The following is a 12,736-nucleotide window of genomic DNA, read 5'->3' as shown; positions in this document are numbered from 1 at the left end:
AAAGTCGCGGCTCCCTAGTCCCGGGGCGCCGTGGATGCAAGCGCGGCTGGTCGCGCGAGGCATCGAACGGCCATCCACGGACGCAGACACGATTGAGTGCGGTTCAGCCGCGCCTGTATACGACGACGCGATTTACGACCGTGTCGCAGCTCGTGATGCTGGAGGTGTCGTATGCCGCGTCGATCACATAGCCGGACGTGAATGCCGTCATGATCGAACTGACGATCGCATCGTAATTCTGGGCCGAAAGGGGAAGGATCATGCGATTGTCCTCGCAGGGACTGCCGACATTCACGCGCGCGCCGCTCAGCACGAAAGTGAATCCATTGGCGTGGGGATAGAGCGAGACCACCTTCCGCTCTTGCGCCCAGCCCTCTTGTGCATTGGCTATGCCCGGCGTCGCGATCGCAAGCGCCAGGCCCGTCAGCATCGTATGCAGTTTCATTCTCGACCCTCTTCCCTTCGAGAAAGCGCTGAGCGATCTGCGAGCGCGGTCAATGGCCGAACCTTCTGCAGGTCAGGCCGCTTTCTCCCAGCGACCGGCGTCGTTCTGTTTCCAATAGTTGCGGATGATGCCTTCGCGATCGGCGAGGCCTTTCCACGCCGCTCGCGCCGCACCGATCGCGTCCTCATCGAAGAAATGAAACGCCCGATCGAACCCCAAAGCCTCGTCGCGCCAGACGCCGTCGACCAGCGCGATGTGCCGGGCGCCGTTCGCCGCATCGGGCGTCGCGGCGATCAGGACCGGCTGGCGCGCATCGTCCTCGCCACCGGCCTGGCCATGGGGCAGGAAGCTCTCGGGCGCCCAGCTCCAGAGCAATTGGTCGAGCTTGGCCCGCTGCGCCGCGTCGTTCGCGACGATCACCAGCCGCCCGCCGGTGACGAGCACCTTGTCGGCGATCTGCGGCAATGCGCGTTCGAGCGGGACTTGCGTGAGATGATAGAAGTCGACTTGCATGGCTCCTGTTAGCGGTTCCGTGCGTTCGGGCCAACGCACGTGACGTTGCGATGCCGCAACCGCTGCGATAGGGCGGACGGTGCCGCGTGCCCGGGAGTGAAGTCAAAGGTGGGAATCGTCGTTACGCGCAAGGTGTTGCTGCTGTCGGCCGCGCTCGGCCTGTGCCTCGCGGCGCAGGCGCGGGCGCAGGAGACTGCCGATCCGCGCGAGGCGCCGACGCGCCAGCCGGACTTGTCCCGGCCGGTGCAGGTGCCGAGCGCTGAGCTGCAGGATCGCGTCGGCACGCCTCCGCCGCCGCCTTCGATCGAAGCGGCATCAGCCGATCCCGACGAGGTTCAGTTCACCGCCGACCAGCTCGACTACGACTATGAGAACGACGTTGTCACCGCGGCCGGCGACGTGCGCCTCAACCGGCGCAGCGATCGCCTGCGCGCCGACCGGATCGTCTGGAACCGCACCACCGGCAAGGTCGTGGCGGAAGGCAATATCGTCATCGTCAATCCCGAGGGCGACGCCGCCTATGGCGATCGCATCGAACTGACCGATACGCTGAAGGACGGCGCGGTCGAGAACATGCTCGTCGTGCTCGAAGCCGGCGGGCGAATCGCCGCCCAGCGCGGCCGCCGCGACGACGGCGTCATCACGGTCGAGAACGCCGCCTACACGCCGTGCGCGGTCACCGGTTCGGACGGCTGTCCGAAAGAGCCGTCGTGGAAGATCACCGCGCGGCGCGTGGTCTATGATCCGAACAAGAAGCGCATCCGCTATACCGGCGCGCGGATCTCGGTGTTCGGCTTCGCCTCGATTCCGCTGCCCGCTTTCTCGCATCCCGCGGGCAACACCAGCGACGACGGCTTCCTCACCCCCGATCTGCGTTACGACCGCACCAACGGCTTCCAGATCGCCTTGCCCTATTTCTTCAGCTTCGCGCCGAACCGCGACCTGACTGTCACGCCGCGGGTGTTCACCGATACTCTGCCGATGCTGCAGGGCGAGTATCGTGCTCTCGAGAGCTTCGGCGCCTATCGCGTCACAGCCTATGGCACCTATAGCCGCCGCGCCGACGATCTGACCGTGCCGGTCACTCCGGCGACCTCGAGCAACGATTTCCGCGGCTATCTCGACGCCGTCGGCCGCTTCCAGCTCTCGCCCGAATGGAGCGCGAGCGCCTCGTTCCGGCTCGCCACCGACCGCACTTTCCTGCGCCGTTACGACATCTCGCGAGACGATCGGCTGCGCAACAATCTCCGGGTCGAGCGGATCGACGCGGACAGCTATTTCTCGATCAATGCCTGGGCAGTGCAGACCTTGCGCGCAGGCGAGCGCCAGGGCCTGCAGCCCTTCGTGCTTCCCGAGCTCGATTATCGCCGGCGGATGGACGACGGCCTGCTCGGCGGGCGCTTCGAGCTCCAGCTCAACACGCTCGCGCTCGGCCGCTCGACCGGACAGGATTCGCAGCGCGCCTTCGCCAGCGCGCGCTGGGATCTGCGCAAGCTGACCAATTGGGGCCAGGAAGTCACCTTCACGGCTTATGGCCGGGCGGATGCCTACAATACCGACGACACGCTCTCCACCAGCGTCGTCAGCTATCGCGGCGACGAGGGCTTCCAGTTCCGCGGCATCGCTGCGGCGGCGGTCGACGTCAAATGGCCGCTGGTCGGCGAATTGTTCGGCGGCTCGCAGCGGATCACGCCGCGCGTCCAGATCGTCGCCGCGCCCAAGCTCGAGAACCTCGCCGTTCCCAACGAGGACGCCCGCGCCGTCGACCTCGAGGATTCGAACCTGTTCGCGCTGAATCGCTTCCCCGGCTATGATCGTTTCGAGGATTCCACCCGCTTCACCTGGGGCGTCGACTATTCGCTGTATTTGCCGGGCTTCAGCATCGACGCCAATGTCGGCCAGAGCTATCGCCTGACCTCGCGGCCGACGATCTTTCCGGACGGCACCGGCCTCACCGACCGGGTTTCCGACATCGTCGGCCGCACCGTGGTCCGTTTCCGCGACTTCGTCAGCTTCACCCACCGCTACCGCCTCGACAAAGACGGCCTCGCCTTCCGCCGCAACGAGATCGACGCGACCGTCGGATCGCGCAGCACCTATGTGCAGCTCGGCTATCTCCGCCTCAACCGCAACATCGGCCCCTCGCTCGAGGATCTGCAGGATCGCGAGGAGGCGCGGATCGGCGCCCGCGTGCAGATCGCGCGCTTCTGGTCGGTCTCGGGCGCGACGCTCGTCGATCTGACCAACCGCGACGAGGACGTGCTGTCGCTGTCCGACGGATTCGAGCCGGTCCGCCACCGACTGGGCGTGACCTATGAGGACGATTGCCTGCGGCTCGGCCTCACCTGGAAGCGTTATTACGAGACCACAGGCGACGCGCGGCGCGGCAACTCGTATCTTTTGTCGCTGGCGTTCAAGAATCTGGGGCGCTAGCGTAGCCTCTGGCGGGGCGTAACCGAATCCCGTCAAGCCTTGGTTCAGGCACAATTGGCGAGTATGCGCCACGATCTCCCCCGGGATGGATGAGGGTACGGCTCCACGTGAACATGGGTGTTGCAAAGGCGGCTCGCTTCGGCCGCAAGACTATTCTGGCGTTCGGCCTTGCCGGCGTCGCGTCGATCGCGCTCGCGCAGACGGTACCCGATCAGCAGCAGGTGCCGAACACCGGCCTTGATCTCCCCGCCAACTTTCAGCTCTTCGGCAAGGGCGATCCCAACATCCGCAAGCCTACCGCTATCGTCAACGACACGGTGATCACCGGAACCGATGTCGATCAGCGCGTCGCCATGGTCGTCGCGATCAGCAAGCTCAACCTCAAGCCCGAAGAGCGGGATCAGCTGAAGGTGCAGATGCTGCGCCAGCTGATCGACGAGGCGCTCCAGATTCAGGAGGCCAAGGCCAACGAGATCACCGTCGACCCCAAGGAAATCGAGCAGAGCTTCGCGCGTGTCTCGAAGAACTTCCAGCGGACGCCCGATCAGATGCGCGGCTGGCTGAAGGAAGTCGGCGCTTCCGAGCGCACGATCCGTCGACAGATCGAGGCGGACATTGCATGGAGCCGCCTGCTGCGCCGCCGCGTCAACATCAATGTGGGCGAGGCCGAAGTGAAGGCGATGATCGATCGCATGAAGGCCGCCAAGGGCAGCGACGAATATCACGTCTACGAAATCTACATGAACGCGACTCCCGATCGCGCGCAGGAAGTCAATGCCGGCATGCAGCGCATGATCCAGCAGATGCGCGAAGGCGCGCCGTTCGACTATCTCGCCAAGACCTATTCGGAAGCCTCGACCAAATCGGTCGGCGGCGATCTCGGCTGGGTCCGTCCGTCGATGCTGCCCGATCCGCTCGCGCAGGCCGCGCAGGAGATGCAGCCCGGGCAGGTCGCCGGCCCGATCCAGCTGCCGACCGGCTTCTCGATCCTGTACCTCGCCGAGAAGCGCAAGGTGCTGACCGCCGACCCGCGCGACGCCAAATTGAGCCTGCGCCAGGTCGCGATCAGCTTCGCCAAGGGCACCACCGAAGCGCAGGCGAGCGCCCGCGCCGGCGAATTCGCCTCGGCCACCCGCGCGATCAAGGGCTGCGGCGACGTCGCCAACGTGGCGCAGGCGCAAAGCGCCCAGGTCGTCGATCGTGACGGAATCACGATCAAGGAGCTCCCGCCCGCGCTCCAGAACATGATCCTGCCGCTTCAGGTGGGTCAGGTGACTCAGCCGTTCGGTTCGGTCGAGGACGGCGTCCGCGTGCTCGTATTGTGCGGCCGCGACGATCCCAAGGAGGCGTACGAGCCTTCGGTCGAGCAGGTTCAGGAAAAGCTCGAGGAGGAGCGCACCAATCTGCGCGCCCAACGCATGCTGCGCGATCTGCGCCGCGACGCGCTGGTCGAATATCGCTGAGGTGCGCGGCGAGCGGATGTCGACGCCGCTCGCCATCGCGATGGGCGACCCTGCCGGGATCGGGCCCGAGATCGCCGCCAAGGCATGGGCCGCGCGCGTGCTGCATTCGCTGGCGCCCTTCTTCGCGGTCGGCGATCCCCGCGCAGTCGAGAAGGTATGGGACGGTCCGGTCGCTCGGATAAGCGATCCGGCCGAGACGCCTGGCGTCTTCGCCGATGCGCTTCCGGTGATCACGGTGGGCGACAATGCCGAAATCGTGCCCGGCGCGCCCGACGTGGAGAGCGCGCGCTGCGCCTTGCAATCGCTCGAGCTGGCGGCGGGGCTGACCCGTTCGGGCGCGGCCGCCGCGCTCGTCACCGGCCCGGTCTCCAAGGCGCAACTCTATCGCATCGGCTTCAATTATCCGGGACAGACCGAGTTCGTCGCCGAACGCTGCGGCGTGGCCAGCGAGAACACCGTGATGATGCTCGCGGGGCCGACGCTGCGGGTGGTGCCGATCACGGTGCATGTCGCGCTCGCCCAGGTTCCCGCCCTGATCACGCAGGAACTGATCGTCGCCAAGGCACGGGTCACGGCGCGCGGCCTCTATCGCAATTTCGGGATCGGGAAGCCGCGCCTCGCCTTTGCCGGCCTCAATCCACATGCCGGCGAGAGCGGCGCGATCGGGCGGGAGGAAATCGATATTCTCGCCCCCGCGATCGAGCAGCTTCGCGCCGAGGGCGTGGACGCGGTGGGACCGTTCGCGGCGGACACCATGTTCCACGCGCGTGCCCGCGCCGGCTATGACGCGGCATTGTGCCTCTATCACGATCAGGCGCTGATCCCGATCAAGACGCTGCACTTCGACGACGGCGTCAATACCACGCTCGGGCTGCCGATCGTCCGCACTTCGCCCGATCACGGCACTGCGTTCGGCATCGCCGGTCGCGACGAGGCCAATCCCGGCGCGATGATCGCGGCGATCCGCATGGCGGCGGCGCAGGCCGAGCGGCGGGCAGAGGTCGCGCTCGCCCAGTGACTGCGCTTCCGCCGCTCCGCGAGATCATCAAGAAATACGGGCTCAGCGCGAGCAAGGCGCTGGGGCAGAATTTCCTGTTCGACCAGCAGCTCCTTGCCCGGATCGCCCGGGTCCCCGGCACGCTCGACGGCGCCGAGGTGTTCGAAGTCGGCCCCGGCCCGGGCGGGCTGACCCGGGCACTACTCGAGGCTGGCGCCAAAGTGACCGCCGTCGAGCGCGACCGGCGCTGCATCCCTGCGCTTGAAGAGCTAGGTGGCCATTTCCCCGACCGGCTCCGGGTGATCGAGGGCGACGCGCTCGAAATCGACGCGCCGGCACTGTTCGCAGGCAAGCCGCATGTCGTCGCCAATCTGCCCTACAATGTCGGCACGGCCTTGCTGGTGGGCTGGCTTTCCGCGCACTGGGAGCCGTGGTGGGCGAGCCTGACCTTGATGTTCCAGAAGGAAGTCGCCGAGCGCATCGTCGCGCCGGCGGGGTCCGACGCCTATGGCCGGCTGGCGGTGCTGGCGCAATGGCGCTCGACCCCGCGGATCGCGATGACGGTCCATCGCTCGGCCTTTACCCCGCCGCCCAAGGTGATGTCCGCCGTGGTGCACATCGTCGCCGCGTCGGAGCCCGAGGGCGTGCAGCTCAAGACGCTCGAAAAGCTGACTGCCGCGGCGTTCGGGCAGCGCCGCAAGATGCTCCGCCAGAGCCTCAAGGCCGTTCCCGGCGCGATCGAGGCGATGGACGCTCTGGCGATCGATTCGAGCCGCCGCGCCGAGACGGTGACGGTAGCGGAATATGTCGCGCTGGCCCGCGCGCTCAGCTAGGGCTTGGCGGGCGCCGGCTTGGCCGGTTCGATCTGCGCGGTCGCCGTCACCGGCGGGCCCTTGGCGATCGACGCGGCGAGCAAGGTCGCGTCGTTGCACTCGCCGCCGCACGCAGTCTTGATCTTGGCGAGATTCTCCTTGGCCTTGGCGGTCGCGCCCTTGGCGACCAGCGCCTCGCCCTGCCCGCGCAACGCCGTCAGGTCGTTCGGCTCGAGCGCCAGCGCCTCGGAATAAAAGCGGATCGCCTTGCCCGGCAGCCCGCGGACGCGGGCGATGTCGGCGAGAACGAGGAAAGCCTCGCGATTGCGCGGATCGACCGCCAGCGCGCTCTCCAGCGCATCCTGCGCCCCGTCGAGATTGCCGGCAGCCCTGGCCGTGCGGCCTTCCTGCAGCAAGGCGAGCGACTTCGGGTCGATCTGGTCGTCGGGGCGCTGCGCCATCAGCGAGGTCGAAACCGAAAGCACCATCAGCGCCGCGGCAGCCGAAATCGCAGTGATCCGCATGAAAGTCTCCGAAACTGAGGCGCGTAGCGCTACCATGGCCGCACCATCTTCGCGACAAAAAAGCCATCGGTCGAATCCGCCAGCGGGGTGAGCCGAAGTCCGGCGCCGCGCGGCCTGCCCGCACCCGGCGCCAAGGTCTCGGCGGTCCAGCCGGGAAAGGCCTGGAGGAAGGCGCCGACCTGCCCCGCCCCTTCGTCGTCGAGCACCGAGCAGACGACATAGACCAACGCCCCGCCAGGCCGCACCAGATCGGCGGCGAGCCCCATGATGTGGCGCTGGGTCGCAACCAATTTGTCGAGCCGCTGATGCGTCAGCCGCCAGCGCGCCTCGGGATTGCGCCGCCATGTCCCGGTCCCCGAGCAAGGCGCGTCGACGAAGACCAGGTCGGCGCGCGCCTCCTGATCGCCCAATTGCTCGGCCTCGCGATTGGGGTTGAGCAGCCGCGTCCCGGCGATCGTCACGCCCGCGCGCTCCGCGCGCTCGGGAAGCCGCTGAAGCCGGCCGCGATCGACGTCGCATGCGAGGATGCTGCCCTGATTTGCCATCACCGCGGCCAGCGCCAGCGTCTTGCCGCCGCCGCCCGCACAGAGATCGACGACATGTTGTCCGGGTCGGGCACCTGCGGCGAGGGTGACGAGCTGACTGCCGGCGTCCTGCACTTCGAGCTGCCCGGCGGCATAAGCCGGAAGCCGATCGACTCTCGTGTCGGGCGGCAGGCGCAGCGCATCGGGTGCGAAGGCCAGCGGCTCGGCCCCCGGCAGATCAGCCGCGACCTGTTCCGGGGTCGCCTTGAGCCGGTTGACACGGATGTCGAGCGGCGCGCGGCCGAGCAAAGCCGCCTGTTCCTCAATGCCCACATCCGATGCCCGGAGCCGCTTGATCAACCAACCCGGGGCATGCCCCGCAATCGCGGCTGGTTCCTCGGGGACGATCGGCGCGGGGCCGTACGACGATCCATCGAACGTCTCTGCGATTTCAGGCCGTTGCTTGACCAGCGCCAACATCGCCGAACGCCCGCTGTCCGGGCGCTCGCCGCATAGACGGATGGCGTCATAGACCAGTTCGCGTACCGCGCGCCGGTCTTTCGAACCGGCATAGCGACGTTCGGCGAACCAGCGGGCGATCAGCGTGTCGGCCGCGGCGCCCTGATCGCGCGCCGCTTCGATGATCCGGTCGAGCAGGTCGATCGCCGCCTGCGTGCGGGCAGCGGGATTCATGGCTCAACGTGTCGGATAATTGGGTGCCTCTCGGGTGATCGTCACGTCATGGACGTGGCTTTCCTTGAGGCCCGCGCCGGTGATCCGGACGAACCGGGCCTTTTTCTGGAATTCGGGGATGGTCGGCGCGCCGACATAGCCCATTGCCGCCTTCACCCCGCCGACCAATTGATGGACGACGTCGCGCGCGGTGCCCTTGTACGGCACCTGCCCTTCGATGCCTTCGGGAACCAGCTTGAGCTGATCCTTGATGTCCTGCTGGAAATAGCGATCGGCCGAGCCGCGCGCCATCGCGCCGACCGAGCCCATGCCGCGATAGGATTTGTAGGCGCGCCCCTGGTAGAGGAAGGTCTCCCCGGGCGCTTCCTCGGTGCCGGCGAGCAGCGAGCCGACCATGCAGGTCGAGGCGCCGGCGGCGAGCGCCTTGGCGAGATCGCCCGAAGTGCGCAGGCCGCCATCGGCGATCACCGGCACGCCCGATTTCGCGGCCTCGCCTGCCGCGTCCATGATCGCGGTCAGCTGGGGTACGCCGACGCCCGCGACGACGCGGGTGGTGCAGATCGAGCCCGGGCCGATGCCGACCTTGAGGCCGTCCGCGCCGGCATCGATCAGCGCTTTGGCCGCCTCGGCGGTAGCGATGTTGCCCGCGATGACCTGCACGCGGTTGGAGAGCTTCTTCACCCGCTCGACCGCGCGGGCGACATCCTTGTTGTGCCCGTGCGCGGTATCGATGACGACGAGATCGACTTCTGCGTCGACCAAGGCCTCGGTGCGGGAAAAACCCTTGTCGCCGACCGTGGTCGCCGCGGCGACACAGAGGCGGCCGCTCGGATCCTTGGTGGCGTTGGGGAAATTGACGGCTTTCTCGATGTCCTTGACCGTGATCAGCCCGACGCAGCGATAGTCGTTGTCGACCACGAGCAATTTCTCGATGCGGCGCTGGTGGAGCAGCCGGCGGGCCTCGTCCTTGCCGACGCCGGCGGCGACGGTGGCGAGATTGTCGCGGGTCATCAATTCGGAGACGGGCTGGTTCGGATTCTCGGCGAAACGGACGTCGCGATTGGTGAGGATGCCGACCAGTTTGCCGCCCGCCTCGACCACCGGGATGCCACTGATCCGGTGCCGTTCCATCAGCGCGCGCGCTTCGGCAAGCGTGCCGTCGGGAGCCATAGTGATCGGATTGACCACCATCCCGCTCTCATAGCGCTTGACCGCGCGCACCGCCTCGACCTGCTCCTCCACGTCGAGATTGCGATGGAGGACACCGATTCCGCCCAATTGCGCCATGACGATCGCCATGTCGGCCTCGGTGACGGTGTCCATCGCCGAGGATAGAATCGGAATGTTGAGCGCGAGGCCGCGCGTCACATGGGTGCGGGTGTCGGCCATGCTCGGCAGGACTTCGGACTCGCCCGGATACAGGAGGACGTCGTCGAAGGTTAGGCCGAGGGGGATATCCATGGGGTGCGCCAATGTCCTGAGTCGGAGGTTGGCGGCCCATGTAACCGCGCTCAGCGCAAACCGCTAGTGCCCGGGCGTACGTTAGCTGCCGTCCTGCAGATGCGAATATAGCGCTGCCTTCTCGGCTTCGATTTGCGCGCGCATCGAACGGCGCAGTGCCTGAGATGCCTGGCAATAGCCCGGCCAGTTCTTCACCACCTCGCGCAGGCTCCAGGTGCTGATATGCTCGGACGATGCCGTCATGGCGGCAGTGTTGCTGTCGTGCAGCGCGTCGAGCGCGGCGGCGTCACTACCCGCAAGCGTCGGCTTGAGTTCGCTGCAGATGAGGTCGACGTGCTTGCGCCGCGCGCTGCTGGTACGCGTCAGACGATAGCGCAGGCTCGCCAGCTCCGCCTCGTCGGGCGCCGGTTGTGCAGTCAGTTCCTCGAGTTCGTTCAGCATCTGCAGCAGCTGCGCATGCAGATCGTGGAGTTCGGACATGGTCTCACCCTGCAGAGCCGTGTTGGCGGCGGCGCATAGCCGCGGCGGCAGCCGGCGACATCGCAGGGAAACTCCGGAGCTTAGCGGCGGTTGCGCTCGATCAGCGCGCGCGCCTGCGCGACATGCATCGCCTCGATCATCCGGTCGCCGAAACGCTCCGCGCCGCCGGTCGCGGCCTCGATCAATGCCTGCGCGTCGGCGAGTTCCCGGTCGCTCGGTCCGAACGCGCGCGCGGCGGGTTCGATCTGGTTCGGATGGATCAGCGACTTGCCGTCGAAACCTAGCGCGCGGCCATGGCGGCACTCGGCCGCCAGTCCTTCGATGTCGTCGAGCGCGTTGAACACGCCGTCGATCGCCCAGACCGCGCTCGCCCGCGCCGCCAGCACGATCGTCTGGAGCGACAGCGAAAGCCCCTCGCGACCGGCACCGGCGGCAATCCCGAGCGTTGCACGCAGATCGTTCACCCCGGCGATGAGGCCACCGACCCCTGACACCGCGGCGATATCGGCGGCGGAAAGCACGCCGAGCGGAGTCTCGATCATCGCGAGCAATGGCTTGGCCGTGGCGTCGGCGATGACGGCTGCATCCGCAACGGTCTCGACCTTGGGCACCACGACGAAGTCGCAGATCGATGCTGCCACCGCGTCGAGATCGGCGGCGTGCTCGCCCGACTCCACGCCGTTGATGCGGATCGCGCACAGGCGATGCCCGAATCCTTCGGCAACCGCCGCCACTGCCGCCGCCCGCGCTTCGGCCTTGGCGTCGTCGCGCACCGCGTCCTCGAGGTCGAGGATCACCATATCGGCGTCGAGCCCGCGCGCTTTGGCGATCGCGCGCGGATTGGAGGCGGGAAGGAACAACGCGGTGCGGGGCGCCAGTCGGGCTGTGGTCATGGCCCGACTCTATGCTAGCAAGGCGGGAGAAATGCGAGGGGAGTCGGGGAATGGACGTGCTGAACGTATTTCTGGTGGTGGTGGTGGCAGTGGTGCTGCTCTACCTCTTTTCCAGTGTGAAAATCGTCACCCAAGGCTATCAATATACGATAGAATATTTCGGGCGCTTCACTGCGGTCGCCTCCCCGGGCCTCAATTTCTACCCTGCATTCTTCTATCGCGTCGGCCGCAAGGTGAACATGATGGAGCAGGTGATCGACATTCCGGGGCAGGAAATCATCACCAAGGACAATGCGATGATCTCGACCGACGGGGTCGTGTTCTTCCAGGTCCTCGACGCCGCCAAGGCCGCCTATGAGGTGTCCGACCTTTATGTCGCGCTGCTCCAGCTGACCACGACCAATCTGCGCACCGTGATGGGATCGATGGATCTCGACGAGACCCTGTCGAAGCGCGACGAGATCAACGCGCGGCTGCTGTCGGTGGTCGATCATGCGACCACGCCATGGGGAGTCAAGATCACCCGCGTCGAGATCAAGGACATCCGCCCGCCTGCCGACATCGTCAACGCCATGGGCCGCCAGATGAAGGCCGAGCGCGAGAAGCGCGCCAACATCCTCGAAGCCGAAGGCACGCGGGCTTCGGAGATCCTCCGCGCCGAGGGCCAGAAGCAGTCGAAGATCCTCGAAGCCGAAGGCCGGCGCGAGGCGGCGTTCCGCGATGCCGAGGCGCGCGAACGCTCGGCCGAGGCCGAGGCCAAGGCGACCGAACTCGTCTCCGACGCGATCGCCAAGGGATCGAGCCAGGCGATCAACTATTTCGTCGCGCAGAAATATGTCGAGGCAGTGAGCAAGTTCGCGACCTCGCCCAACGCCAAGACGATCCTGTTTCCCGTCGAGGCGACCCAGCTGATCGGCACCTTGGGCGGGATCGGCGAGCTCGCCAAGGAAGCGCTCGGCCGCGGACCGCAGCCGCCGGCGCCCCCTGCCCCGCCGACGCGCGCACGGCCGACGCCGTTCGGTTCGCAGGAGGGCTGAGGCATGAGTGCGCTGCTCGCCACGCCCGGGCTCTCTTGGCTGATCCTCGCGGCATTGCTCGCGATCACCGAGTTGCTGGTACCGGGCATCTTCCTGGTCTTCGTCGCGGCGGGCGCGGCGGTGACCGGCGTGGTGACCCTGATCATCCCCGGTTTCGCTCTGCCGTTTCAGGTTATGGTGTTCATCGTTGCGTCGTCAGCGGCGGTGGCGCTCGGGCGGCGCTGGTATCTTGCCAATCCGGTGCCGAGCGCCGATCCGTTGCTCAACGACCGCGTCGCTCGGCTGATCGGCGAAGTGGTGACGGTGGTCGAGCCGATCGCCGCGGGCAAGGGCAAGGTCCGCGTAGGCGACGGCGAATGGCTCGCCTGCGGCCCGGACACGCCGGTCGGCGCCCATGTCCGGATCACCGGGGCGACGGGAACCGCGCTCAATGTCGAACCCGTGACTGCCTGATTTTCGAG

The 12,736-nt window shown here is 67.0% G+C and carries 13 protein-coding genes; 6 read left to right on the top strand and 7 right to left on the bottom strand.

Annotation, left to right across the window (positions count from 1 at the left end):
• Positions 1-103: 103 nt before the first annotated feature.
• Positions 104-445 carry a hypothetical protein gene (locus tag Q9Q95_RS05300; protein WP_306094612.1) on the bottom strand — a complete coding sequence of 114 codons (342 nt, stop codon included), beginning with the start codon at positions 443-445 and terminating at the stop codon, positions 104-106.
• A 72-nt stretch (positions 446-517) separates the two neighbouring features.
• Positions 518-958, bottom strand: coding sequence for a DNA polymerase III subunit chi (locus Q9Q95_RS05295; RefSeq protein WP_306094610.1), 441 nt, complete (start codon positions 956-958; stop codon positions 518-520).
• 108 nt (positions 959-1,066) lie between these two features.
• On the opposite strand from Q9Q95_RS05295, the gene Q9Q95_RS05290 reads away from it, so the two are divergent.
• From Q9Q95_RS05290 to rsmA, 4 genes are all read left to right on the top strand, one after another.
• A complete protein-coding gene (locus Q9Q95_RS05290; protein ID WP_306094608.1) occupies positions 1,067-3,391 on the top strand; it encodes an LPS-assembly protein LptD in 2,325 nt (774 codons plus the stop codon).
• A gap of 113 nt (positions 3,392-3,504) precedes the next feature.
• Positions 3,505-4,854 (top strand): peptidylprolyl isomerase, encoded by a 1,350-nt coding sequence (locus tag Q9Q95_RS05285; RefSeq protein ID WP_306094697.1) that lies wholly within the window; start codon positions 3,505-3,507, stop codon positions 4,852-4,854.
• Between the two features lie 16 nt (positions 4,855-4,870).
• Positions 4,871-5,872, top strand: a complete 1,002-nt coding sequence (pdxA, locus tag Q9Q95_RS05280; RefSeq protein ID WP_306094606.1) for a 4-hydroxythreonine-4-phosphate dehydrogenase PdxA — start codon at positions 4,871-4,873, stop codon at positions 5,870-5,872.
• On the top strand, positions 5,869-6,684 hold the full coding sequence (gene rsmA / locus Q9Q95_RS05275; protein ID WP_306094604.1) for a 16S rRNA (adenine(1518)-N(6)/adenine(1519)-N(6))-dimethyltransferase RsmA: 816 nt from the start codon (positions 5,869-5,871) through the stop codon (positions 6,682-6,684). The genes pdxA and rsmA overlap by 4 nt, the downstream gene beginning before the upstream one ends.
• Here rsmA and Q9Q95_RS05270 read toward each other — a convergent pair.
• From Q9Q95_RS05270 to Q9Q95_RS05250, 5 genes are all read right to left on the bottom strand, one after another.
• On the bottom strand, positions 6,681-7,187 hold the full coding sequence (locus tag Q9Q95_RS05270) for a tetratricopeptide repeat protein (protein WP_306094602.1): 507 nt from the start codon (positions 7,185-7,187) through the stop codon (positions 6,681-6,683). The genes rsmA and Q9Q95_RS05270 overlap by 4 nt on opposite strands.
• A 29-nt stretch (positions 7,188-7,216) precedes the next feature.
• Positions 7,217-8,404, bottom strand: a complete 1,188-nt coding sequence (locus Q9Q95_RS05265; RefSeq protein ID WP_306094600.1) for an RsmB/NOP family class I SAM-dependent RNA methyltransferase — start codon at positions 8,402-8,404, stop codon at positions 7,217-7,219.
• A 3-nt stretch (positions 8,405-8,407) separates the two neighbouring features.
• Positions 8,408-9,865: an IMP dehydrogenase gene (gene guaB, locus Q9Q95_RS05260; RefSeq protein WP_306094598.1), complete on the bottom strand. Its 1,458-nt coding sequence runs from the start codon at positions 9,863-9,865 to the stop codon at positions 8,408-8,410.
• Positions 9,866-9,946: 81 nt separating this feature from the next.
• The gene (locus Q9Q95_RS05255; protein ID WP_306094596.1) at positions 9,947-10,345 is read right to left on the bottom strand and encodes a hypothetical protein; all 399 of its coding nucleotides are present in this window, start codon (positions 10,343-10,345) and stop codon (positions 9,947-9,949) included.
• Positions 10,346-10,425: 80 nt separating this feature from the next.
• Positions 10,426-11,238: a CoA ester lyase gene (locus Q9Q95_RS05250; RefSeq protein ID WP_306094594.1), complete on the bottom strand. Its 813-nt coding sequence runs from the start codon at positions 11,236-11,238 to the stop codon at positions 10,426-10,428.
• Positions 11,239-11,288: 50 nt separating this feature from the next.
• Here Q9Q95_RS05250 and Q9Q95_RS05245 point away from each other — a divergent pair, with 50 nt between their 5' ends.
• Both Q9Q95_RS05245 and Q9Q95_RS05240 read left to right on the top strand, forming a co-directional pair.
• The gene (locus Q9Q95_RS05245; RefSeq protein ID WP_306094592.1) at positions 11,289-12,275 is read left to right on the top strand and encodes an SPFH domain-containing protein; all 987 of its coding nucleotides are present in this window, start codon (positions 11,289-11,291) and stop codon (positions 12,273-12,275) included.
• Between the two features lie 3 nt (positions 12,276-12,278).
• Entirely contained in the window at positions 12,279-12,728 is a 450-nt protein-coding gene (locus Q9Q95_RS05240; RefSeq protein ID WP_306094590.1) for an NfeD family protein, read from the top strand.
• Positions 12,729-12,736: the final 8 nt, after the last annotated feature.

Origin of the sequence: Sphingomonas sp. DG1-23 (assembly GCF_030730875.1) — a bacterium.
Taxonomy (GTDB): domain Bacteria; phylum Pseudomonadota; class Alphaproteobacteria; order Sphingomonadales; family Sphingomonadaceae; genus Sphingomonas.
Note: the sequence above shows the minus strand (reverse complement) of the source record. Positions and strands in the feature narration are given on the sequence as shown.

Bases quoted from the DNA above. Each gene is read 5' to 3' on its own strand.
- guaB (WP_306094598.1), bottom strand. From the start codon at position 9,865: ATGGATATCCCCCTCGGCCTAACCTTCGACGACGTCCTCCTGTATCCG.
- Q9Q95_RS05255 (WP_306094596.1), bottom strand. From the start codon at position 10,345: ATGTCCGAACTCCACGATCTGCATGCGCAGCTGCTGCAGATGCTGAAC.
- Q9Q95_RS05265 (WP_306094600.1), bottom strand. From the start codon at position 8,404: ATGAATCCCGCTGCCCGCACGCAGGCGGCGATCGACCTGCTCGACCGG.
- Q9Q95_RS05300 (WP_306094612.1), bottom strand. From the start codon at position 445: ATGAAACTGCATACGATGCTGACGGGCCTGGCGCTTGCGATCGCGACG.
- Q9Q95_RS05285 (WP_306094697.1), top strand. From the start codon at position 3,505: ATGGGTGTTGCAAAGGCGGCTCGCTTCGGCCGCAAGACTATTCTGGCG.
- pdxA (WP_306094606.1), top strand. From the start codon at position 4,871: ATGTCGACGCCGCTCGCCATCGCGATGGGCGACCCTGCCGGGATCGGG.
- Q9Q95_RS05270 (WP_306094602.1), bottom strand. From the start codon at position 7,187: ATGCGGATCACTGCGATTTCGGCTGCCGCGGCGCTGATGGTGCTTTCG.
- Q9Q95_RS05250 (WP_306094594.1), bottom strand. From the start codon at position 11,238: ATGACCACAGCCCGACTGGCGCCCCGCACCGCGTTGTTCCTTCCCGCC.
- Q9Q95_RS05295 (WP_306094610.1), bottom strand. From the start codon at position 958: ATGCAAGTCGACTTCTATCATCTCACGCAAGTCCCGCTCGAACGCGCA.
- Q9Q95_RS05240 (WP_306094590.1), top strand. From the start codon at position 12,279: ATGAGTGCGCTGCTCGCCACGCCCGGGCTCTCTTGGCTGATCCTCGCG.
- Q9Q95_RS05245 (WP_306094592.1), top strand. From the start codon at position 11,289: ATGGACGTGCTGAACGTATTTCTGGTGGTGGTGGTGGCAGTGGTGCTG.